Here is a 22,740-nt window from a genome sequence, read left to right as displayed (position 1 = left end):
GCTTGCGATCGGCGGAGGTCAGCCGGCGAACCAGCGGACCGGCCTCGGCGCGAGGTTCTGGTAGACGTGCTTGCTCTCGCGGTACTCGGCGAGTCCGGCGGGGCCGAGTTCGCGGCCCACCCCGCTCTTGCCGAAGCCGCCCCACTCCGCCTGGGGGAGGTAGGGGTGGAAGTCGTTGATCCAGACGGTGCCGTGCCGAAGGCGCCCAGCGACGCGGCGGGCGCGGCCGGCGTCGGTGGTCCACACGGCGCCCGCGAGGCCGTACTCGGTGTCGTTGGCGAGGGCGATCGCCTCGTCCTCGGTGCGGAAGGTCTCGACGGTGAGGACCGGGCCGAAGACCTCCTCGCGGACGACCTTCATCTCGCGGTGGCAGTGGTCCAGCAGCGTGGGCTCGTAGAAGTAGCCGCTCTCCGGCCGCTCCGGGGACGGCTCGGGGCGCTTGCCGCCGGAGCGCAGCACCGCGCCCTCCTTGAGCGCGGAGTCGACGTACGCCTCGACCTTGGCGCGCTGCTGCTCGGAGACGAGGGGGCCGCACTCGACGCCGTCGGCGGTGCCGCGGCCGAGCCGGATACGGTCGGCCCGGCGCGCCAGCTCGGCGACGAAACGGTCCCGGACGGACTCCTCGATGATCAGGCGGGCGCCGGCCGAGCAGACCTGGCCGCTGTGGATGAAGGCGGCATTGAGGGCCTGGTCGACGGCGGTGTCGAAGGCTTCGTCGGTGGCGCAGGCGTCGGCGAAGACGACGTTGGGATTCTTGCCGCCGAGTTCGAGGGCGACCTTCTTGACGGTGGGCGCCGCGGCCTGGGCCACCTTGGTGCCGCTGATCAGGCCGCCGGTGAAGGAGACGAGATCGACGTCGGGGTGCTCGGAGAGGCGGGCGCCGACGGAGTGGCCGGGCCCGGTGACGATGTTGGCGACACCGGCGGGCAGACCGGCCTCGACGAGCAGCTCGATCAGGGCGATCGTCGTCAGCGGGGTGATCTCGCTGGGCTTGACGACGAAGGTGTTGCCGGCGGCGAGCGCGGGCGCGATCTTCCAGCTGGCCTGGAGGAGCGGGTAGTTCCAGGGCGTGATCAGCGCGCACACGCCGACCGGCTCATGGACGACGACGCTGTGGATGTCGGGCGAGCCCGCGTCGACGACCCGGCCCGGGGCCTCGGCGGCGACCAGGTCGGCGAAGTAGCGGAAGGCGTCGGCGACGCAGTCGATGTCGACCCGGCCCTCCTCGACGGTCTTGCCGGCGTCACGGCTCTCCAGCAGCCCGAGCTGCTCGCGGTCGCGCACGAGCAGGTCGGCCACGCGGCGCAGCAGCGCGGCGCGCTCGGCGACGGGGGTGCGGGGCCACTCGCCCTGGCCGCCGTCGAAGGCGCGGCGCGCGGCGTCCACCGCGAGGTCGGTGTCCTTCTCGTCACCCTCCGCGACCACGACGAACGGCGCCCCGTCCGCGGGGTCGAGGATCTCGCGTGTCGCGCCGGAGACGGCCGACCGCCATTCCCCTCCCACGTGGATGGTGCCGCGTGCCTGGAGTTCCGTACTTTCCGCCATGATCGGTGTTGCCTTCCGTTCCTGTTCAGAGCCCGTGTGTCACATGTGTGTCACTCACGGGACCGAGTGCGCCTGCCCTCGGCATGCGGATGCATGCGCGATCCATGGCCGAAAGTGCGCTGTGTCACTGAACATGCGGGCAAACCGGGTGAAAACCATTCACTCCGATGCCCGATGCCGTGGACGCCGGTGAGGTCTTTGACTAAAGTCAAAGAAACGGGGAGCCACTGAGAAGCGTGGAGCCATGGAGCCAGTGCGAAACACCGAGCCGGTGTCGACGGACCAGGTCACGGCCATCCGACGGTTCAACCGCTACTTCACGCGCCGCATCGGCGTGCTGGACGACCACTATCTCGGCCAGGACCGTCCGCTCGGCGAGGCCCGGCTGCTGTTCGAGGTCGGGGACGGGGCGTCGCTGCGTGAGCTCAGGAGCCGGCTGGGGCTGGACGCCGGGTATCTGAGCCGGATGGCCAAGGCGCTTCAGGCCCAGGGCATGGTCACGCTGAGCGCGCACCCGCAGGACAGCCGGCTGCGCGTCATCGAGCTGACCCCGGCCGGGCGGGTCGAGGTCAAGGAGCAGAACCGGCGGGCGCACGCGGCCGCGGCCGGCCTGCTCGAAGGCCTCAGCGAACCGCAGCGCACCGCACTGACCGAGGCCATGACCACCGCCCAGCGCCTGCTGCGCCTCGCCGGCATCACCGTCGCCCTCGTCGACGGCGCCGCACCGGACGCCCGCGCCTGCCTGGACGCCTACGCGGCCGACATCGACGAGCGGTTCCCCGAAGGGTTCGACAAGGACGACCTCGTACGGCCCCAGGAGGTGTCCGGCGACGCCGGCGCGTTCTTCGTCGCGTACGAGGAGGGCCGCCCGGTGGGCTGCGGCGCCCTACGGTGCCCGGAACCCGGCGTCGGCGAGATCCGCCACGTCTGGGTGGCCCGCGGCGCCCGCCGCCTCGGCCTCGCCCGCCGGCTGCTCGCCGCGCTCGAACAGGAGGCCGCCGCCCGCCACTTGACCGTCGTACGCCTCGACACGCACGCCGCGCTCACCGAGGCGCAGGCCATGTACCGGGCGTGCGGATACACGGAGATCCCGGCGTACGACGACCACGTCTACGCCAGCCACTGGTTCGAGAAGCGGCTGGCGCACTGAGCGGACCGGGCGGCCGAGCGGACCCGTCAGCTGAGGAACCAGGCGACCACGACGACCATGCCGGCGACGCAGAACCCGAGGCCACCCGCGAGCAGACAGCCGGCGGTGCCGATCCGACCGGAGATCCTGGCCATGAGCGCCTTCGGCGGATGGTCCGGCGGCGGGGGCGCCAAGGGGGCCGGGGCGGTGGTGCGGGGCGCCGGGGGAGCCTGGGGTGCCGGGGGCGCGGAGTTCGGCGGCTGGTTGACCCGGATCAGCGCGTTCGCCAGAAGCCGGCTCCACACCACCGGCGGCAGGTCGGGGACCTGACCGTTCGGCGGCTCGATGATGCTCTGCCGGAGCCAGTTGCCCGTGGTGGGGTGGGGATCACGGCTCATCCGGTACAGCAGTTCCTGGAGTTGGCGCTGATGGCGCTCGTGCCGGGCGAGCGGTGCGACGGCCCAGGTGAAGAGGTGCGCCGCGCGCGAGGCCCGGTCGGCTCCCGATCGGCCCTCGACGCCCGGTCCGTGCGGCGTGAAGTACAGGTCGTGATGCAGCACCTCCGAGCAGAGCTCGTGCCGTAGCTCCGGCGAACGCGCCTGGACGCGGTGCGGTTCGCCCAGCACGTCCAGGATCAACTCCACTGACTCAGGCGGGAGTTCGGCCGACCGCAGCTCGCGCAGCAGCAGTTCGTCCGGGTGCCTGCGCAACTCCGCCAGCAGAGAGCTCTGCGCCATGACGTCGCCGCGCCGGTAGCCGCGGAGCCCTTGGCGGAGAGCGTGGGTGTCGGGGCCGTTCGGATCGAGGGCGGGCTGGTGGAAGGGGTGCGGAGGGGCGGCGGGGGGAGGCGGGGGCGCGAGGGTCGGGTTGGGGTTCGCGGGTGGGTGCGGGTACGGGTGCGGGTATCGGTCGGTGTAGGGCTCCATGTGCGGGTCCGCGTACGAGTCCGGGTGCCGCTCCGCGTAGGAGTCCGGTTGTGGCTCCGCGTACGAGTCCGGATACGAAGCCGGATACGGCTCCGAGGCGACCGCGGCTCGGCCGGAATCCCGGTCCCGCTCCCGGTCCCGGTCCCGCTCCCCCGCTGGGGCCTCCCCCGCCTCTCCCGACCGCGACCCGGGCGCGAGGGTCGGGATCCTCGTGCCGGCCGGCGGTGTCCGGTCCGCGCCCAGGATCTCCTTCAGACGGGCCCGGCGCCGCTCCCAGTCCAGTGCCGCGCCCTCGGGGAGTTCGTCGACCAGTTGCGGTACTCCGGCGTCCGCCTCGGGGTTCGCGAGGACGTGCCGTACGAGCTCGGCCGCCGCCCAGAGCTCGAACCTGCGGTTGACCGGCCTGCCTCCCCTGACCCGGGCCAGCGGGCCGGACTCACCGCTGTCCGGTTCCCAGCCCGGGACGGAGGTGAGCCGTAGCGGATGGCTGTCGGCCGTGTCGTACGTGGCGAAGGTCCACTGCCGGCCCAGCCAGGGTCCGAAGAGCAGGAACAGCCCGAGGTAGACCACCGGCACCGTGCTCTGATCGGGCCAGCCGGGATGCTTCCGGTCCTCCATCAGCAGCGAGATCCGCTGCGTCGGATCGCGCAGCCACTCCGCCGCGGTCATCGTCAGCGCGTGGTTGACCGAAGGCAGCTTCTCCAGCATCTCCGGCAAACGCCTGAGCGCCAGTCCGTCGAGTTTCGCGCACTCGACCATGTCCTGCTTCCCGGTGGCCGTCTCGGCCTTCTCCCGGCTGCCCCAGCCTTCGTAGGCGAGCCCGAGGCACTGACGCACCTTCAGGGTCCCGGGTTCGCCGACCAGCACATGGCTGACCGTGCTGGGGCGTCCGCCCCGGTCGGTGGTGGGCCAGCGCCGCACGAGCAGGACGTCGCCGTCGCGGGACAGGGTGCGCACGACGCTCGGCCGGGCGGCCGCCGCGCCCGACACCCACAGCAACGGCCCCAGTTCGCGCCCGAGTTCCTCGGCGCGCTCGGCGTCGCAGGAGTGGGCGACGGCGTTCATGCCGGTGCCCTGGCGGCCGTGGTTGCCGTCCCAGCGGTAGACGACCTGGTGCACCGAGCCCCGGTCCTGGAAGTCGTTCACCGGAGTTCCCCTCCCTCGGATCCCTCGGGCTCCTCGGGCCCTTCCGACCTCTCGAACATCCCGGCCTCCCCGGCCGCGCCCCACGGCACCGCCTCCAGCGCGGGCGTCTCCCCCACCGCCAACGCCTCGACGCCGCCGGGCAGTTGGATCAGCCCGTGCATGGCGAACAGCGCCAGCAGCGGCTCCAGCACCCGCCGGGGCCCGGCCCCCGCCGGATAGCGGCCGTGGTCCTCCTGGCCGCCGGTGGCGGACGCGATGTGCAGGGTGCAGCGGCGGACGGCGTCGAAGGGGCGCAGCCACGCCTGTCCCGCGTGCCGGCGCAGCAGCCCGTACAGGTCCCGGCTCTCCTCGCGCACCAGCGCCGGGTCCAGCGAGGTGGCCGGCGGCCGGGTCAGCCACCGGTCGACGGGCGGCTGGAACCTGAGGAGGTCGGCCTTGCCGAGCACCATCGCGGACGGCACGTCCAGATATCCGCCGTGCTTCGGCAGCCGGTCCAGGACCGTGCCGAAGGCGAGGTCGCCGTCCCGGTTCACCTCCACACCCCAGCGTTCCCTGGCGTGGTCCAGCTGTGGCAGCGGCAGGGCCAGCGCCGGGTCGACCACGAAGACCAGGGCGTCGACGCCGAGCAGGAACCGCAGCGCCGCGTCGGTGCGGACGAGGTCCTCGCCGCCGAGGTCGAAGAAGGCGACCGGGCGGACCTGCCCACGTGGGTCGGTGATCAGCAGGGACTCCACGAAGCGGGCGAAGTCGTCCATGCCGAGCGCCGGGGTGTGGTTCAGCACCTTACCGTTGCGCAGCGGCTGCACACGGTCCCGTACGAACCGGGCGTGCTGCTCCGGATTGACGGACTGCCACTTCAGTCCGAAGGGCTCCAGTCCGCCGTCGGTGATCGCCGCGATCATCTGGGTCAGCAGATGACTCTTGCCGGTGGAGGACTGGCCGACCATCGCGACGGTCAGCGGACGGCCGTACGTCAGATAGGGCACCGGGATGTAGTGCGCCGGGAACTCCGGGTCCGCCGTGCACTTCTGGACGGCGCCGCGCATGACGTCCGTCCGCCGCACGGGGTTGTTGATGCCCTTGAGGTCCAGCGGCTTGTACTGCATCCGGCTGTCGGTGACGAACAGCTTGCCGAGATCGAGCCGGATGGTCTCCAGGCAGTACGGGCAGAGCACCTCGTTGCCGGTCTGTTCCGACCCCGAGCCGCCGCAGGACGGGGCGGCGGGGGCCTGCCGCTTGAGCCGCAGCGCCTCCTCGAACGCCTCGTGGTGCGGACGCGTCTCATCGGGCGGCACGGCGGCCCGGACACGGCGAGCGGCACCCGGCGCGACGAGGTCGAGCACCTGGGCGGGCGTCGGCCGGTCGGCCGCGTCCGGGGCGAAGGCGTCCCGCAACGTCTGGTCGAGCTTGCGGTGTTCGCCGAGGTCGGCGGGCGGCCGGTCGACGGGGCCGGACCGCCCGGTCGCCAGCCGGTACAGCACCTGCGCCGCGCTCCACACCGCGTCCCGGGGGTCGGCGAGCCCCTGGCCGCCGCGCTGTTCGGGCGGGCAGAAGGGCGAGCGGCCCCACGGGCGCCTGGGGCGGCCGATCCGGGTCACCGACTCCAGTCCCCACAGCTGCACCTTCGCGCCGTCCCAGAGCACGGTGGCGGGCGAGATGCCGCGCGGCACCAGGCCCTGGCCCTCCAGCAGGCACAGGGCCAGCATCAGATCGCGGGTGAAGATCTCCTGGTCGGCCGCGCCCATCACATGGATCCGCGAGACGGGCGTACCGCGCGGCGGGTCGTACAGCAGGAACGGCTCGGCCGTGTCCAGCTCGTAGCCGATCAGCCGGGGGAAGAGGGCCTCGTACTCGGTGTCGCCGAGCACCTGGCGCAGCTGCACGGCGGTGCCCGCCTCGGTGTCCAGCAGGGCGCGCGCGGCCGGGTTCGACGCGTCCTTGGCGCTCAGCCGGACCTGGACGCACTGCTGTCCCTCGTCGTCGAGCACGGCCCTGCGCAGCAGTTGGGGCAGCAGCCGGTCGCGGCGGAACTCACGGCCGACCCGGACCGGCGTGACGCGCCGCCGCCCCGACGGCACGGTGAACGCGAGCTTGTCCGGAGGCGGCCCGCCCGGCCCCGGCGGGCGGGAATGCGTGGTGCTGGTCACCGGCGGTCCTTTCGTTCGTACATGTGCACAGGGCCGTGCGGGTGGGTGCGCGGCGGACCGGGACGCGGTCTGCGAATCACCAGCGCTCGCCGTCCTCCCGGTCGGCGGAACGCGTCCAGTCGTCCGAGGCGAGCCAGTCGTCGGAGTCCGTACGGTCGTACGAATCCGAGTACGAATCCGAGTCGTAGGGGTTCGTCGCCTCGTCCCGATCAGCCCTCTCGTACGCGTCCGTGCGGTCGTACGGGTTCGTCCCGTCGGGGCCGGAGCCGTGCCGGGAGCGGACGGTGTGGACCACGCCGATCCGCAACGGGGTGAGCCGGACCAGGCCGGCGTAGCGGCCCGACGACGTCCACAGGACGTCCTCCGGATGTGCCGAACCGCTCGCCCGCCAGGACTTCTCGACCTCGTCGCGCACCGCCCGGGGCGCGAACCTGAGCCACACTGCGGCCTCCGGGTCGCGGCTGAGCAGCGTGCCCTGCTCGGGTGTGGACAGCTGCACCACGGCCTGCCGGCCGGCGTCCGCGCCGACCAGTTCGGCCAGTCCGTAGGGGTCGGTGCCGAGCAGGTTCGCCGAGGTGGCGCGGACGCGGCGCGCGGCGGCGAACGGGGGCGGGGCCAGAACTCCGTTGTGCTGGAGGTGATGACGGGCCGTGGACAGCAGCTCGCGGACCCGTTCCTCGGTGCGCCGCACGGCGCGGGCGCCGGCCTGGCCGCGCTCGACGGCGCCCCAGTAGTGCTTCATGGCTTCGAGCGCGGCGTCCGTCAGATCGGCGGACAGGGTGGCGACCAGCTCCGGCCCGCCCTCCCCGCTCTCCCGCTCCAGCCACCGCGGAACCCCCTTGGGGCGGTTCCCCCAGAGGCCGTCGGAGCTCTTCTCCCGCCCCTGCTCCGCGTTCCTCTCCTCCTTCTCCTCGGCGGGCTCGTCCTCCCAGGCGTACACGCTCGCCCAGTCGGTCTCGCCGTCCTCCGAACCGGAACCGGTGTAGACGTCGTCCCCGTCCATGTCCGGGTCGCTGGAGAGCCAGTCGTCCTCGGCGTGGGTCGCGGCGCCGGACGCGCCGAAGGTGCCGGACACCCCGGCCGCCGTGAGCCGCGCGCGCTCGGGCACCGCCTCGGCCTCGGCGGCGGCCGCCGTCGCCCGCAGCATCCCGGCGACCGAACGCGCGGCGTCGGCGCAGTACAGCCGCTCCTCGACGGCCCAGTGCTCCCGGACCGCCTCGGCCAGCAGGGCATCCAGACCGTCAAGGGCCTGGCGCAGTACGGCAGTTGTGTGGGCCGGGGCCCAGGCGGCGGCCGCCGCCCGCCAGAGCCGGCGTACGGTCTCCACCGCGATGCCGAGGCCGACCAGCAGGCCGATCGTGCCCAGCCAGACGGGCGGCTCGGTCGCGTACCCCGCGCCCGCCCCGATCGCGGCACCGCTCAGCGCCGCGACCCTCGGGGCCACCGCCCAGCGGCCGGGGCGTCCCGCACCCCGCAGCCGGGCCGCCCCGAGCGTCGCCATGCCGAGGAACAGCAGCGGCACCAGCACCGCGAGGGCGAGGAACGGCCCCGACCACAGCGCGCCGAGCACCCCCGCCCCGAACGCCGCGAGCGGACCGGCCACCGGCAGCCCGGGCACCTCGGTGCCGGCCGCTCCTGTCGTCTGCCGCGCCACGGCCTCGGCGGAGTGGGGGCCGAGTTTCGGCAGCAGTGCCGAGCCCGGCAGCGGCTCCACCCGCCCGGCGAGTCCGGTGAAGCGCTGGGCGACGGAGCGCAGGGCGAGCCCCTGGCCGAGCAGCTTCAGGGCGAACTCCCGCAGCCCCTCGCCGATCCGCTCACCCATGCCCTCGGCCGACGGCACCCGCAGCCCGAGGGCCGCCAGCCGGGTCGCCGACTCGGCGGCGGACGGTGCCGTGCCGCCGCCGCGCAGGGCGGTGGCGACGAGGTCCCGGTACTCGTCGAGCGACTTGCGCGCCTGCTCGACCTCCGCCTCGAACGTCTCCCGGCGGGAGGCCCGCAGCAGGCCGGGCAGGGTCCGCAGCCCGGCCAGCGCGTCGTCGGCGTAGTCGAGGGCGTCCGCGCAGGCGCGGTGGGCGTCGTCCGCGATGCCGCCGGGCTCCCGGTGCCCCAGGTCCCGTCCGCCCCGGCCGGCCACCAACCCGCGCAGCGGCTCCGGCAGATCGGCGCCGGAGGAGGCGGTCAGCACCACGTCCGGCGCCAGGTCGTCGTCGGCGCCGGCGAACCGGGTGAGCGCGTCACGCCAGGCCCGGTCGCGCACCTCCGGCGGCAGGTCCTGCTCCAGCAGCCGTACGCCGGGCGCGGCGACGGCCTCGGGCAGCGCCTGGACGCTGTCCAGCACGCTGAGGTAGACGTCCGGGACCGACAGCACGTCGACCAGGACCGCCAGCGCGTCCGGGTCGTCGGGCGCGGGCTGCTCCAGCGCGGTGCGGGCGGAACGCAGATCACCGGCCCACAGCAGCCCGCTGCCGGTGGCCCGCAGCACGGAGGGGCGCAGCAGCCGGCGGTCGGGCTGGAAGTCCCCCTCCTCACCGGCGAACGAGCCGGGCGCGCTGCCCACGAGCAGCACGAGCAGCCTGACCTCGCCCACCGCCCGGTAGCCGGTGAGCAGTTCGTACTGCGTCTGGTGGTCGTTGAGCCCGGCCGGGGTGTCGACCACCAGGAACAGCGGGTCGTCGGGCTCCGGCAGCCCGGCCCGGCCCAGCTCCTGGGCGACCCGGGCCCGCAGGGCGGACGGGTTGTGCAGCGCCGCCGCCCCGGCCCGCAGGTCCAGGTGGATGACGGTGCCGAAGGACTCGGGCGTGCTCACTGCGCGTCACCGTCCCAGGGGTTGCGCCGACCCGGGCCGCCGGGCTCGTCGTCGTCCCACGGCGGCCGCCGCCGACCGTCCTGACCGTCGCGGCCGTCCGCGTTCCGGCGGTCGTCCCGGTCGGGGTCGTCGTAGGCGTCGTGGCGACGGTCGCCGCCGAAGCCGCCGTAGTCGTCGTCGGGTTCGTCATGGCGGCTGCCCGAGCGGGGCCCGGGCTCGCCCTGGCGGCGCGCGCCCCAGCTCTCGCGACTCTCGCGGCCCTCGCGGCCCTCGCGGTCCTCGCGGTCCGCCGCGCCGCGCTCGTCGCCGTACGGCCTGTCGTAGTCGTCGTAGCCGCCGCGCGGTCCGACCGGTGCCGTGCCCCAGTCGTCGTCATCGGGTGCCGGACGCCGCGGTGTCGAGAAGCCCTCGCGGGTGCGTGGGTCGGTCGGGGTGCCGCCGCGGACGTGTTCCAGCAGGGTGCGCAGGGTCGGCTGGACCGCGCGCTGGTCGCCGAACTCGGTGTCCAGGGCGGCGGGCAGGGTCTCCGCCCAGAACTCCCACAGCGGGCGCACCCAGCCCTCGACCCGCTCGCCGCCCCGCTCCCGGCGCTCGGTGAGCAGCTCCAGCTGGCGCGGGGCGACCTTCTCGACCAGGTCGACGAAGAGCGGATGCGGTTCGCTGCCGGCCCGGGCGAGGCCCGTCGGCTGAGCGCCCATCAGCTCACGGCAGTAGTCCTCGACGATCCGCTCGTCGTCCAGGACCGTCCAGCGCTCGTACGACCGCAGCAGCTCGGCCCAGCTGGACACGCCGCCGGGGAAGTCCCCCAGCCGCAGCCGCACACCGGGGACATGTGTGCCCTTCTCGGGGTGCAGCCGCAGCCGGATCCGGTCCGGCGAGGCCGGGTCGCCGTCGACGACGTCCACCTGGCCGTTCCACATGCAGCACAGCAGGCGGTGCAGGATGACCCGCCGGTCCTCCTCGCCGCTGACCATCCAGCTGTCCCGGTAGCCGAGCCGCTGCCGCCACCGCAGTACGTCCTGGGCCTGCTCGGAGTCCTTCGCGCGGGCCCACTGGCGCAGCACCTTGCGGGCCTCGGGCACCTGGGTGAGGCTCATCTCGCTGCGGAAGAGGACCACGGTGATCGAGTCGCTCTCCACGCCCCGGTACTCCACGGAGTTCTTGGCGTCCGAGGGCAGCCGCAGCGTCTTGCCGAGGAACTCCTGCACCTCCTCCACGGCCTGCACCCGCGGATGGGTCACCAGGACCCGCAGCAGGCCGGTGCCCTCCGGGGTGAACCCGACCGGCAGCAGCCCGGTCAGCTTCCGGCCGAACAGATCGAGGGCCTCCTTGCTGACCTGGTCCTTGGCGTCCGCGTCACCGGCCGCGGCGGCCAGCAGCGTGCCCATGGACGGCAGCAGCGGCCGTTCCTCCAGATGCGCCCCGCTCTCCGCGAACAGCCGGGTGATCCGGGCCTCCAGCTGCCCCTTGACCCGGGCCACCGAGCCCTCGGGGTCGCGCCGGCTCTGGGCGTGGACCTGGCGCCAGGTGTCGCCGTCGACCAGCTTGAGCAGCAGCGCCGCCTCGTCCTCGTTCTCGCGCAGTCCCTCGCGGCGGACCAGCCGGGTGACGACGTCCTCGTAGAAGTGGTTGAGGTTGCGCTGCGGCGGCAGCAGATACGAGATGCCGGTGCGGTCCTCGTACAGTTCGTGGGCCTTCTGCTGGGCGGTCTTGTTCTCCTGGTCGCTGTGCCTGCGGAAGGCGCCCACCAGCCGTCCGAGGTCGGTGCCGGCCGCGTCGGCCTGGGGCTGCCAGTGCATCTGCTGTTCGCGCCAGGCCTCGTGCCACACCAGCCGGCAGCGCCACTGGTACCAGGCGTCCTGCTCCTGGATGGCGGCCTGCACGTCGTCGTCGCCCCAGCGGGCCGGCGCCATGCCGCCCAGCAGGCCCTTGATCCGGGGGATCTTGGGCGGCTGCTCGGCCACCCCGGCCGGGCGCTGCGGGGTGCGGGCACGGTGGTCCAGCATGCCGAGGAAGCCGAGCCGGGCGATGGGTTCCTCGCTGTCCGGGACGCCCCTGACGGTGCGTTCGGCGAGGAAGGGGTCGACGGTCTGCAGCAGTTTGTCGATGGCGGGGCGCGGGGCGAACCGGTCGGCCATGGTGATGGCCGACCGCTCCGCCTCGGCGCGCAGGTCGGACAGCAGGCGCTGCATGTCCGCGATGCGTTCGCCGAGCGCCTGCTCGATGTTCCTGCCGCCGCGCGGCAGCGGATCGGGCTCGGGTACCGGCAACTGCCTGCGTTCCCACAGCTCTTCGAGGTTGGAGTCGGCGAAGAGCTGCCTGATCATCGGCACCGCCTCGTCCCGCAGCGCGGCCCGCGGCTGCGCCACGAGGTCGGTGACCGCGAGCCGCAGCAGCCGCCCGGCCACCAGGTCGGCCAGCTGGTCCATCGGCGCGGTCATGGAGGCGACCAGGCTGGTGGAGACGCCCTGCCGGCCGATCCCGGTCGGGGACACGGCGCTGCGCTGCACGCCCCGGTTGATGAAGCTCGCGGCGAAGGTCTGGAAGTCGTCGTCCGCCGCCAGCTTGCGGCCCCGGGAGCTGCCGTCGCCCAGCTCGGTGCCGATCAGCGACATCACCAGGGAGACGATGGAGCGGCGCAGGTCGTCCGCGCGGATGCCCGCGGTCGGGCTGAACAGGAACGCGGTGGGCAGGATGCCGGTGCGCAGCCGGATCGGGGTCATGCCCGGGTAGCGGATGCCGAGGCCGAGCTCCTGGTCGAGATCGCCGATCTCGTGGCCCTCCGACGGCGCGTTCTGCGTGTCCACCAGCCGGAACAGGTCGACCAGCGCCCGCGCCGCGTTGAGCTCGGCCTCGCGGCCGCCGCCGGTCGCCGAGGAGAACGACGACGGCATGACGACCAGCGGGTAGATCTTCACGCCGTCGAAGCGGCGGAGCTGGAAGGCGTAGTTGATGAGGTGCAGATAGTCCAGGAAGATCCCGGCGCCGGTGCCGCCGGCCACCGAGAAGGCGACGAACACATCACAGCCGTTGACCTTGCCGCCGCCGAGCTCGCTCAGCTCGCCGCCCGCCTTGGCGATGGCGTCGATCGCCTGGAGGAGCGGTTCCAGGACCGGGCCGAGGCCGTGCCTGAGGGTGGCGAACAGGGCGGCCCGGCCCACGGTCGGCAGCTGGCCCGCGCCCGCGTGCAGCGGGGTGACCTTCGGCTCGTCGATGCGCGGCGGCAGCCAGTCGGCGACCTCGTCGCGCAGCACCGCCCGGAGCATCTTGGTGACTTCCGGGGAGGCGTCGAAGTTCGGCAGCAGGTTGTGGGTGGCCCGGGAGGTACGGGCGTACGCGGCCCGCAGCGACGGGTCCACGTTGAACTGCGGCAGCCGCTGGAGGTCGCTCTCGCTGTAGTCCGCGTACACGAACTGCAGACAGTCGGGCAGTTGGAACGGGGCATGGCCGCTCTGCCTGCTCAGCGCCATGCCGTCGGGACCGCACAGTTCGGCGCGCAGTCTGCGTTCCAGCTCGGCACCGACCAGGCCTCCGGTGCCGCCCAGGCCGACGAAGAGCATCGGCTGGAAGATCTTCATGGTTTCCTCCCCGCTTCACGGCCGACGGGCCGCAGGTCTGTGCTGGGTACGTCCGTGCTGCCGCGCGGCGGGACGGCCGCGCGGCGGTGCGGTGGGTGGGGCGGGGCCGCGGGTGACGTGTGCGGCCCCGCCCCGCGCGTCACAGGAACTCGTCGTAGGTGCTGCCCGGGCCCGGGGGCCTCGGGTCGCTGCCACCGGCGAAGGCGCCCTGCGGCGGACGGGGTCCCTGGCTCGGGCCCCCGCCGAGGGCGAGGCTCAGCGTGTCGGTCAGCTGGACCTGGCCGTGGACGGGCAGGGTGATGCGGCTGCCGCCCTTGCGGACCACCGCGCCGCCCTCACGCCTGCGCCGGACGGCGTACGGGCCGTGCGAGCGCCGCTCGATCCGCGGGCTGCGATGGGCCTCGGCGACGGCGAACTCGTACCACTGCTTGTTGTTGCCGTGTCCGGCCCGGTGCTCGTTGAGGACGGTGCCGTCCTCGGCGACCAGTTGCAGCACCAGCCCGAACGGGTCCCGCCGGCGCCTGCGCAGCCGTAGCCGGGCGACGACGGCCGCGGCGGCCAGCGCGAGGGCGACGGCGCCGGCCACGAACGCCCACCAGTACTGGTCCCAGATCCCGGGCTTCGGTGTGACGTGCACCGAGACCGGGGCGCGTTCGAGTGTGCGGTCGTCGTCGGTGGTGTCGACGACGGTGAAGGTGCCGGAGAGGTCAAGGCCGTCACCGAGCCGGTCGCCGAAGGCGCTCGCCGGGGAGACCCGGACGGTGACCTTGCGGGTGTCCCGCTCACCGGGCTTGAGGGTGATCTGTTTCGGCTCGACGGACAGCGGCCCGTCCTTCACGTCGGCGACGGACAGCCGCAGGGTGTGCGGGGCGTCGGTGGTGTTGCTGACGTCCAGGGTGCCGGTGACCGTGCCGCCGGGGTTGGTGTCGCCGTCGGGCAGTTCGAGCGACGCCTTGACGGGCAGTTCACCGGGGGCGACCTCACCGGTCTCGCTGCGCGTGTCGGCGCTCAGCCCCGAGGCGGTCAGCGTGGCGCTCACCGTCAGCGCCCCGTCCGCGTCCTGCGGGATGGTCACGGTGCCGGTGAAGGAGCCGTCGCTCGCGTCGGGGTCGGCCCCCTTGCCGTCGTCGGCGAGGTCGAGCGCCAGCGCGGAGAACCCGTCCCCGGTGAGCTCGCTGCGCACGCGCAGCCCCTCGTAGTCGCGCGGGTCCTTGATCTCGTAGCCCTCGCGCGTCTGCAGGCGCATGGTCACCGTGACCTTCTCGCCGGCTTGCGGCGAGGGCGGGTCCATGGTGATGGCGCCGCGCAGTTCGCCCTGCCACAGCACGCTCACCGCGACGGGCAGCGAGCGGTGGCCCTCCGGGGCCTCGGCCTTCACCTTCCAGACGCCGGGCAGCGGGTCGACGATCTTCAGCGCCTCCACCGTGCCGGTGCCGCCCGCGAGTTCGAAGCGGGACTTCTTGAACGTCCCGGAGGTGGTGGGGACCTTGTCGCCCGCCGGGTCGAAGTACGTGATCTTCACCTCGGGGTCGCCCTTGTCGACGACGATGCTGCCGACGGTCGCCAGCGGCGAGATGCCGATCTCCAGGGTGGCCGGCGGCCGCTTGCTGGGGCCCTCCTCGTGGCGCAGGCAGTGGGCGGCTGCGAAGATCCGCTCCAGCGTGGTGCCGACGTCCTTCGCCCCGTCGACCTTGTGGGCCTTGGGCGACGCGGAGGGCAGTTCCACACAGCCCTTCTGGTAGCCGCCGGCGGCGATCTGGTCGAGCTGCTTCTTGTCCGGGTCGGATCCGAAGCCCAGCGGCCAGATCTGCACGTTCTGCGCGGCGGCCTCCTCCAGCGCCTCCTTCAACTGCCGTTCGCCCTCGGCCGCGCGGTGCGCGGGGTCGCCGTACTTGAAGCTGTCCTCGACGTCCATCTTCCCGTCGGTCAGCAGGAACAGCACCCGGGGCACCGAGGCGTCGGTGCCGTCGGTCAGGTCGTCCACGCCCTGCCGGATGGCGGTGGGCAGGTCGGTGCCGGTGCCCTCGCTCTCCTTGCGTTTGCGCAGCTTGTCGACGCAGCCGCCGACGTCCTCGCGGCCCGCCGCGTCCAGCGTGGTGCGCGGGCACACGGGGTCCACCACGCGCTGGCCGGGCTTCTCCGCGGCGGCGAAGCCGAACACCGTGACCTGCGAGGACGAGGACACGTCGCCCAGCGCGATCCGCTTGGCGGCGGCCGTCTCGGCCTTCATGTCCTCGGGCGCGAGGCTGGCCGACTCGTCCACGGCCACCGCGTAGTTGACCGCCGGGAACGCCGATGTGGCGTCCGCCGCGGGCACCGGATCCTGACCGGCCGGTGCCAACAGGGACACGACCAGCGCGGTGCCGGCCAGCACCGAGGCGGCGCCGCGGCGGACCCGGGTCCTTCCTGTCTGTCGTCTTCCCGTGACTCTTCCCACGGCCGTCCCCTTGGTCTTCTGGTCTGCGTGAAGTCGGTGCTTGAGGTTTGTGCTGAGGTAGCGCTCGACGCTGTTGCCGGTGCTTGTGACGTGTATGTGGTGACGCGTCCGGCGTCGTGCCTGGTGCGTGCCGGTGTCATGTGCGATGGAGCGTTGGCGTACGCGCGGTGGTACACCGGTGTCGCGCGCGCCGTCCGGGATCAGCCCGCGGTCAGCCCCCAGACGACGGCCAGCGCCGCAGAGGGGGCGAGCGAGCCCACCCCCCAGCGGATGGCCCGGTACTTGGCGGACAGGATGGAGCTGACGTCCACGGCCTGGACGAGGAGCCACGTGGCGGGGTCGCGCCCGGCCTCGCCGACCCGGGCGGACAGCCCCGCGAGGTCGCGGGACGCCACCAGATCGCCGAAGTACGTCACCGCGTCCCCGCCGCGGACCGTGCCGGTGCGCGGCATCAGCGCCCCGACCAGCGCGGCGACCGCGACGGCCCAGAGCACCCCGGAGAGCACCAGCATCACGTCGCCCGGCCCGTCCCAGGCGGGGGTGCCGCGCCACCCGGCGAGGAACGCGGGCAGCGCGAGCGTCCCCGAGAGCAGCACCGCCGCCTTGGAGTCGGCGCGGCCCAGGTCCTCCCGGACCGTGGTCAGCAGCCGCTCCGCGATGCGCTCCCCCGCCCGGTCAGTGCAGTGCCGACCCCCGTCCGGCACCGGCACGACCGGGTCGGGGGAGGTCCGGGTCCCGCCGTCGTCGCTCATCGGTCCTCCTCCGCCCAGGACCATCCGTCGTCCTCGGCCCGCCTGCGCCGGCGCGGCGGCTCCCGGCCGGGGTCGCCGTCCGGGTAGTAGGGCTCCGGCCGGTAGGTCCGGGGGCGGCCGGCCGAGCGCGGATCGTCGTCGCGGTCGAGGTCCGGCTCCGCGGCGTCCAGCTCGGGCAGCCGCGGCCGACGCCGCGCTCCCGTGCGGCGGTCGTCGTAGTCGGCACCGTCGTCCGGGTGGTAGGGCTCGGGCCGGTAGGCCGGACGCCGGTCGCGGAAGCGCGGATCGTCGTCGTGGTCCGGTTCCGAGGCCGGTCCTACGGGGTACGGCTCGGGCCGGTACGCGCGGCGGGCGTCGCGGGAGCGCGGATCGTGGTCGTAGTCCGGTTCCGAGGCCGGTCCCGGGGAGTACGGCTCCGGGCGGTAGGTCCGCTGCCGGGCGCCGCGCGGTTCGTCGAACTCGGCGTCGTCACGCGGGTCGTAGGCGTCCGTCCGGTGCGCGGGACGCCGGGCGGGTGCGCGCGGATCGTCGGGCTCGGGGTCGCCCGCCGGGTAGGGCTCGGGACGGTGGCCCCGGCGGCGGCCGCGGGTGCCCGGCTCGTCGTAGTCGGCGTCGTCTCCCGGGTACGGCCGGTCCCGGTCGGACGTACGCCGGGCGGAACCCCGCCGGTCGCTCACCCGCCCGTCGGCGCCGTACCCGTCGCCCTCGCCCCGGGGCGGCTGTGTCCGGTGCGACGGGCGTCTGGGAGGCTCGTCCGATGCCCACTCCGGGTTGAACGGGCGGTCGGCGGACGCCTCCAGTTCCCGGGGCCTGCGGGCGGGCACCGTGCCGATGGGGCCCACCATGGGGCGCCCGGTGCCCTGGTTGAGGAGGTTCAGGACCTGTGTCTCCACGTCGACGGTGGCGAGTTCACCTCGGGTGGCCATGGCGAAGAGCCGCGCGACCCGCTCCTTCTCGTCCTGCCTGCCCTCCTGGCGGATCTGCTCCAGGAAGTCCTTGGCGCCCTCGGGGTCGGCCGCCAGCATGAAGCTGAGCTGCTCCAGCTCCCCGCCCATCAGCATGCGCCGGTACGACTCCTGCCGCAGCCGGATCACCTTGGCCTGGGCGTGCGCGTCCCGTTCCTCGTCCGCGTGCTCGATGGTCCGGTCGTCCACCCGCAGCCGTACGTACAGCCGTACCCGCAGCCCGAGTTCGGAGCCCAGGTCGGCCCAGCGACCGCCCGCGCACTCGCGGGTGATGGCGCGGTTCGCCTGCTCCGCCTCGGTCACCCGGTAGGTGGTGGTGACCTCGCGCAGCCGTTCCAGGATCGGGGAGGTGAGCCGGTTGGCGACGTCGGTGACGACCTCGAGGGCGGCCAGATGCGGATCGGTCACCGACCACTCGATGTCCACCTCGGCCTTGAAGAAGGTGGTGGCACCGGCGGCCGGCAGCTCCATCTGAAGCGGTGTCACATAGGTGCCGAGCGCGATCTCGCAGATGCTGTGCGGCCGGGCCAGCACCGGTTTGTCGACGTGCTGGACACCAGAGGCCCGCCTGACCGTGTAGCCGCCGTTCCGGTAGAACTGCACCAGCGCCGACCGGGGACTGACCCGCGGAAATCCGTCCGTCAGCGTGTTGAAGTCCCGCAGGAACGGGCCCGTGGGCGCCGCCGATTCGGTGCTCGCCGCCTCTTCCGCGCCGGCCGCCTCGTCCTCGTTCTCAGCCATACCTCTCCTCCTCGCGCGTCCTGTCCCGACGCGGCCTGTCCGGGCGCGGCGCGTGCCGGCGCGGCCTCTCCTCCGGTTCGACGGCGAGCCACCACAGGTCGCGCGCCTTCGGTTCGGAGAGCGGCTTCTCCGGGTCGTTCATCATTCGGCGCAGCAGCCAGTCCAGCCGCCGCTGGTCGTGCTCCTCGGTCGTCAGCGCGGGCAGCAGGGCCGCCAGTCCCGGGCGAGTCCAGTCGGTGCCGTCCTTGCGCTCGGCGGAGCGCAGCAGCTCCTCCAGGGCGTCCATCGCCACGTCCTTCGACCGCGCGGTGTTCAGCGCGGTCCACATCAAGTCGGCCATCGGCTTGACGAGTTCCGGCCGGATCGCGGCGAGCGCGAGCGACACCGGCCAGTCCCCGCGGTCCCCCCACGGGGAGCCGCTTTCGTCCAGCAGCGCGTCGGGGTCCATCAGCAGTTCGTCCACCGTCGTCAGGGCGAGCCGGACGGTGGCCGCGAGGCCCAGGTCCTGGTACGGCTCGCGCTTGTGGTGGGTCCACTCGGTCATCCGCGCCAGCACTTCCGGAGCGTCCGGCAGCACCAGCAGCCGTACGACGTTGTGGGAGGCGACCGAGACCAGTTCCCCCTCGTCCCGGACCCCGATCCGGGCCAGCGCGTCCAGGGTGTCGTCCATCGTGGCCGCGGCGTTGCCGTAGCCCAGGGCCCACGCCGCGGTCCAGCGCTGCGACGGGGTGCCCCTTCTGCTCCAGTCGCCGACCAGCTTGTGCACCGTCTTTCGGTGCGAGGCGTGACCGGCCGCCTGGTCCAGCGTGGTGGCCGCGAAGATCAGCCGGCGGTTGGTGGTGGCCTCGGCGAGCGGCCGTACCAGCTCGGTGTAGCCGTGGTCGAAGTCCCGTACGCACAGCTCCCCGGCGGCGACCGCGGCGCGCATCCACACCTGGGAGCGCGGATCGTCCGCCAGCAGCCGCAGCCAGCGCACCACCGGCGCCCGCGCCGGGAAGTGCCGGTCCCACAGCTCGGTCAGCACCGCGGACGGCAGGGCGGAACCCCGGTAGAAGATCAGCCGCGCGGGGACGTCGTGGCCGTCCACCTCGACCTTGCCGTCGGTCAGTTCGGCGCGCGAGAGCGCCACGTCGGCTTCCGGGTCGTCGCAGAACAGCGGGCGGGCCGGTGTGTTGTCCGGGTCGGACTGCACCGACAGTTCCCAGGTCAGCAGGTGGGCGGCGGCGGCCACGGCGCTGTGCGAGGCCCCGCCGAGCACGGCCAGCGCGATCCGGAACGCCACCGGGTGGAACAGCGTCGCCGTCCCCGAGCGCACCGCGCCCCGGTCCGCCCGCTCCGGCTCGGCCGGAAGGGCCGTCAGGGCCCGGTCCACCCCGGCGAACCACTCCTGGGCCTGCTCGGCTGCGATGCTGCGGCAGCCGGACAGCAGCTCGTCGTGGGTGACGTCCCCCAGGACGTGCCCGGCCAGCAGCGACGCCAGCAACTCGGCCTCGGCGGGGCGCAGATCGTCCAGCCCGACCGCGTCCGTGATGTCGTCCCCGGCCGCGAGATCCTCGGCGCGGGCCAGCAGTTCGTCCAGGGACGTGTCGTCCTCGCGTGCCTCGGAGGTACGTTCCTCCAGCCGCTCGCGCAGCCGGGTGGCGAGCAGTTCCTCGGTGGGCGCGGGCGGGCAGAGCATGCCGTACCGCCCGGCGAGGAGCGGGTTCGCGGCCGATCCGACGGTGACGACGATCACCGCGAAGGCCTCGCGGCGGTCCAGGGCCGCGGCGAGTTCGTCGAGGTCCATCTCGTCCGGGGGCCGGGCGTCCGGCCTGGACAGGGACAGGGACAGCAGATGGCCGGTGCCGTGCCAGGCCTGGCCGCCCTCGCCGTCGAGCGTCTCGGCCAACTGCCGGATCCCGCCGTCCGAATCGACCCGGCGGACGCGCGCGGCGGGCTGCGCGTCCGAGCCGCTCGCCGCCGAGGCGGTGACCTCGTCCAGGAGGGAGAGCGCCGTGCTGGTACGTCCCGTACCGGGCGCGGCACCGAGCACCAGCAGCCGGCGGGCGCGCAGCGCGTTGCGCAGTCGTACGTACCCCTCCGGCGCCACATGCGCCCTGCGCAGCCTGCGCAGTTCCTCCTCGGGGACGGGACCGCTGCGCATGCCGGCGCCGGGGCGGGCGCCCAGCAGGAGGTTGATGTTGTCGCCGATGTGGGCGCTCTGCAGCCGGGAGTGGGCGAAGCTGATCAGGTCCCGATGGACGTCGAACAGCTGCCGGGTGGCCCGGCGGGTGCGCGCGGCGGCGGCGAGGTTCGTGGGGCCGTCCTCGCCCTGGTCGTCGGCGAGGGGGTCACGGGTGCGCTCCTTGAACCGCCCGGCGGCGCGCTCGCGCTCCCTCTCCCGTTCCTTCTCCTCGTCCGCCTCGTCGTCCTCGGCGGACTTCTCGTCGTCGGACCTGCCCTCGTCGTCCCGGTCCCGCTTGCGGTCGTCCCGGGCGTTCTTGCCGTCCTTCCGGCCGTCCTTGCGGCCGTCCTTCTTGTCGTCCCCGCCCTTCTTGCCGTCGTCGGAGGACCGTCCTGCGCCGGGCTCCTCGGGGGCCTCGTCGGCCGCGCCGCCGGACTGCTCGTCGTCGCTCACCCGGCTCAGCCCTTCCCCTGCTCGGTGACCTGGTTCGTGGACCCGCCCATCTGCACGTTGCCGCGGTAGACGTTGTGCTCGTTGTGGAAGGCGTCGCGCCTGACGTTCTGATGAACGCCGACGCGGCCGGGCAGATGGCCGGACATGTCGACCGCCTCGAACTCGTCCTCGTCGCCGTCGCCGTCGCCGTCATCGAGCTCGTCGCCGGCGGGCAGGGGGCCGGCGGCGGCCGCCGGCGCCGGTACGGCCCCGGGGATCGCCGGCGCGGGCCGACCGGGCAGATGGAACCAGGCGGTGACCTCGCCCTCCTTGAGCTCCAGCCGGGCCGGGGCGTAGTGCGCGGGCTCGATGAACTTGCCGCCGCCGCCGACCACGTCCTCGTACAGGGACTGGGAGGTCACCAGCACCAGATCCGCCTTCTCGGCGTCGAGGAGCTCCCGGGCGACGGAGGAGTCGGCCAGTCGGCAGGCCAGGTCGACGGCGCGTCCGCTGATGCCCTGGGCGTCGTGCCGTACCGGGCCGACGTGCATGCCGATGCGCAGCCCGAGGGGTGTGGCCAGATCGCGGTTCTCGTCCCGCAGCTTCTCGTGCACCTCGACCAGCCACAGGCCGAGCAGCCGGCTCGCCGCGATCCGGCCCGCGACGGACAGCAGCACACCGTCGCCGCGGTCCTCCAGGTGTACGGCGTCCCGCGCGACCTTGGCGTGGGTGAAAGCCGTCTCCAGCACCCGGTAGATCCGGGCGCGCATGCGCGGCTTGTCGACGTCGTCGTACTGGCCGGAACGTCTGGCGTCGACGCTGATCACCAACTCGTAGTGCGCTTCGGTGAGTTCAAGAGCGTCGTCGTGGTTCACCCGTGCCCCCTGCATGGTCTGCTCGCTTGCTGAAGAGATGGTTCGTCCTGCCGAGGAGGTGGTCCGCGGAGGAAGCCTGGACGGTGTTTCCCGGGAGGGGTCCCGAGGAGAGGTCCCTGGATCCCTGCGTCCCTGGGGAGAGGTCCCGAGGGAGGTCCCGCCCCATCAGGTTGGGGCCCGGGACGAGAGGCGTCTGTAGCCGTTTACACACGGCGGGGCGTGGATTCACTCCTGGGGCTACTCCTGATGACCGTCCGCGAGAAGGGCGAGCAGCGCGGGGTCGAGGATCTCCACCATCCGGTTGCCGGTGCGCACGATGTTCTGGGTGCGCAGCAGCCGTAGCGCCTTGGCGACGGCCTCTCGGGTGGCCCCTATGGTGGCGGCCAGTTCGTCCTGGGCCAGTTGGACGACGGGGCCGGAGGCCGCGGGGGCGCTCGACGGGCCCGTGCCGGACGGGGCGTAGGGGCCGGCGGGGTCGACTCCCGACAGTTCGATGAGCCGGCCGGCCAGGCGCTGGAGCACGGTGAGCGAGGCGAGCGCGGAGCGCTCCTGGTCGGCGCTGCGGAGCCGGAAGGTGAGCTGGCGTATCACCAGTCCGCTGACCCGGGGGTGCAGGGCGAGGAAGCGACGGAAGGCGTCCCCGGATATGACCTGGGCCTCTATCGGACCCAGCGCGCGCACGGTGGCGCTGCGCGGATGCTGGTCCAACGCGGCCATCTCGCCCAGCAGTTCACCCGGGCCGCGCAGGCCGAGTATCAGCCGGGTGGCCCCACGGTCGGTCGCCACGGATACGGTCACCCACCCCCTGAGTATGATCACGACGTGACTGGACCGGTCACCCTCCGTGAGCAGATGCGTGTCGGCCGGATAGCGCTTCCGACTGCCGAGAGCCAGGACGCTCTCGCGCTCCTGGGGAGTCAGCGTGTGCGCGAACGCCAGCTCAGTTCCGAGCAGCCCCATGGCCGGCCCCCCGCCGCAGTCCGGACGCCTGCATTTTCGATGGGTGTTGATGGTGGCAGGGCGAAGGTGCGGGCCGAGCGGATTGCGCCATACCGGGGGTACTGGCCGGTAGTTGCGGAATGCCAGGTTGGTCGCCG

The 22,740-nt window shown here is 73.5% G+C and carries 12 protein-coding genes; 1 reads left to right on the top strand and 11 read right to left on the bottom strand.

The window, feature by feature from the left end; translation table 11 throughout:
* Positions 1–18: 18 nt before the first annotated feature.
* The gene (locus ACZ7NC_RS12285; RefSeq protein ID WP_471487370.1) at positions 19–1,545 is read right to left on the bottom strand and encodes an aldehyde dehydrogenase family protein; all 1,527 of its coding nucleotides are present in this window, start codon (positions 1,543–1,545) and stop codon (positions 19–21) included.
* A 244-nt stretch (positions 1,546–1,789) separates the two neighbouring features.
* Between ACZ7NC_RS12285 and ACZ7NC_RS12280 the strand changes: the two genes are divergently transcribed.
* On the top strand, positions 1,790–2,695 hold the full coding sequence (locus tag ACZ7NC_RS12280; protein WP_471487368.1) for a GNAT family N-acetyltransferase: 906 nt from the start codon (positions 1,790–1,792) through the stop codon (positions 2,693–2,695).
* Between the two features lie 26 nt (positions 2,696–2,721).
* Here ACZ7NC_RS12280 and ACZ7NC_RS12275 read toward each other — a convergent pair whose 3' ends face one another.
* From ACZ7NC_RS12275 to ACZ7NC_RS12230, 10 genes are all read right to left on the bottom strand, one after another.
* A complete protein-coding gene (locus ACZ7NC_RS12275; protein WP_471487366.1) occupies positions 2,722–4,746 on the bottom strand; it encodes a hypothetical protein in 2,025 nt (674 codons plus the stop codon).
* Positions 4,743–6,893: a serine/threonine-protein kinase gene (locus tag ACZ7NC_RS12270; protein WP_471487364.1), complete on the bottom strand. Its 2,151-nt coding sequence runs from the start codon at positions 6,891–6,893 to the stop codon at positions 4,743–4,745. The genes ACZ7NC_RS12275 and ACZ7NC_RS12270 overlap by 4 nt, the downstream gene beginning before the upstream one ends.
* A 76-nt stretch (positions 6,894–6,969) precedes the next feature.
* A complete protein-coding gene (locus ACZ7NC_RS12265; RefSeq protein WP_471487362.1) occupies positions 6,970–9,699 on the bottom strand; it encodes a hypothetical protein in 2,730 nt (909 codons plus the stop codon).
* On the bottom strand, positions 9,696–13,277 hold the full coding sequence (locus ACZ7NC_RS12260) for a tubulin-like doman-containing protein (RefSeq protein ID WP_471487360.1): 3,582 nt from the start codon (positions 13,275–13,277) through the stop codon (positions 9,696–9,698). Before ACZ7NC_RS12260 ends, ACZ7NC_RS12265 begins: the two co-directional genes overlap by 4 nt.
* A gap of 139 nt (positions 13,278–13,416) precedes the next feature.
* A complete protein-coding gene (locus tag ACZ7NC_RS12255) occupies positions 13,417–15,714 on the bottom strand; it encodes a VWA domain-containing protein (RefSeq protein WP_471487358.1) in 2,298 nt (765 codons plus the stop codon).
* Between the two features lie 200 nt (positions 15,715–15,914).
* A complete protein-coding gene (locus tag ACZ7NC_RS12250; protein ID WP_471487356.1) occupies positions 15,915–16,466 on the bottom strand; it encodes a Pycsar system effector family protein in 552 nt (183 codons plus the stop codon).
* Positions 16,463–18,172 carry a hypothetical protein gene (locus ACZ7NC_RS12245; protein ID WP_471487354.1) on the bottom strand — a complete coding sequence of 570 codons (1,710 nt, stop codon included), beginning with the start codon at positions 18,170–18,172 and terminating at the stop codon, positions 16,463–16,465. The genes ACZ7NC_RS12250 and ACZ7NC_RS12245 overlap by 4 nt, the downstream gene beginning before the upstream one ends.
* Positions 18,165–20,789, bottom strand: coding sequence for a hypothetical protein (locus tag ACZ7NC_RS12240; RefSeq protein ID WP_471487352.1), 2,625 nt, complete (start codon positions 20,787–20,789; stop codon positions 18,165–18,167). Before ACZ7NC_RS12240 ends, ACZ7NC_RS12245 begins: the two co-directional genes overlap by 8 nt.
* A 5-nt stretch (positions 20,790–20,794) precedes the next feature.
* Entirely contained in the window at positions 20,795–21,643 is an 849-nt protein-coding gene (locus ACZ7NC_RS12235) for a nucleotidyl cyclase domain-containing protein (protein ID WP_471487350.1), read from the bottom strand.
* 237 nt (positions 21,644–21,880) lie between these two features.
* Positions 21,881–22,603, bottom strand: a complete 723-nt coding sequence (locus tag ACZ7NC_RS12230) for a Crp/Fnr family transcriptional regulator (protein WP_471487348.1) — start codon at positions 22,601–22,603, stop codon at positions 21,881–21,883.
* Positions 22,604–22,740: the final 137 nt, after the last annotated feature.

The organism is Streptomyces sp. NPDC111802 (assembly GCF_055634335.1).
Note: the sequence above shows the minus strand (reverse complement) of the source record. Positions and strands in the feature narration are given on the sequence as shown.

Coding starts and splice junctions, on each gene's coding strand:
- ACZ7NC_RS12285 (WP_471487370.1), bottom strand. CDS start 1,545: ATGGCGGAAAGTACGGAACTCCAGGCACGCGGCACCATCCACGTGGGA.
- ACZ7NC_RS12280 (WP_471487368.1), top strand. CDS start 1,790: ATGGAGCCAGTGCGAAACACCGAGCCGGTGTCGACGGACCAGGTCACG.
- ACZ7NC_RS12260 (WP_471487360.1), bottom strand. CDS start 13,277: ATGAAGATCTTCCAGCCGATGCTCTTCGTCGGCCTGGGCGGCACCGGA.
- ACZ7NC_RS12250 (WP_471487356.1), bottom strand. CDS start 16,466: ATGAGCGACGACGGCGGGACCCGGACCTCCCCCGACCCGGTCGTGCCG.
- ACZ7NC_RS12245 (WP_471487354.1), bottom strand. CDS start 18,172: ATGGCTGAGAACGAGGACGAGGCGGCCGGCGCGGAAGAGGCGGCGAGC.
- ACZ7NC_RS12230 (WP_471487348.1), bottom strand. CDS start 22,603: ATGGGGCTGCTCGGAACTGAGCTGGCGTTCGCGCACACGCTGACTCCC.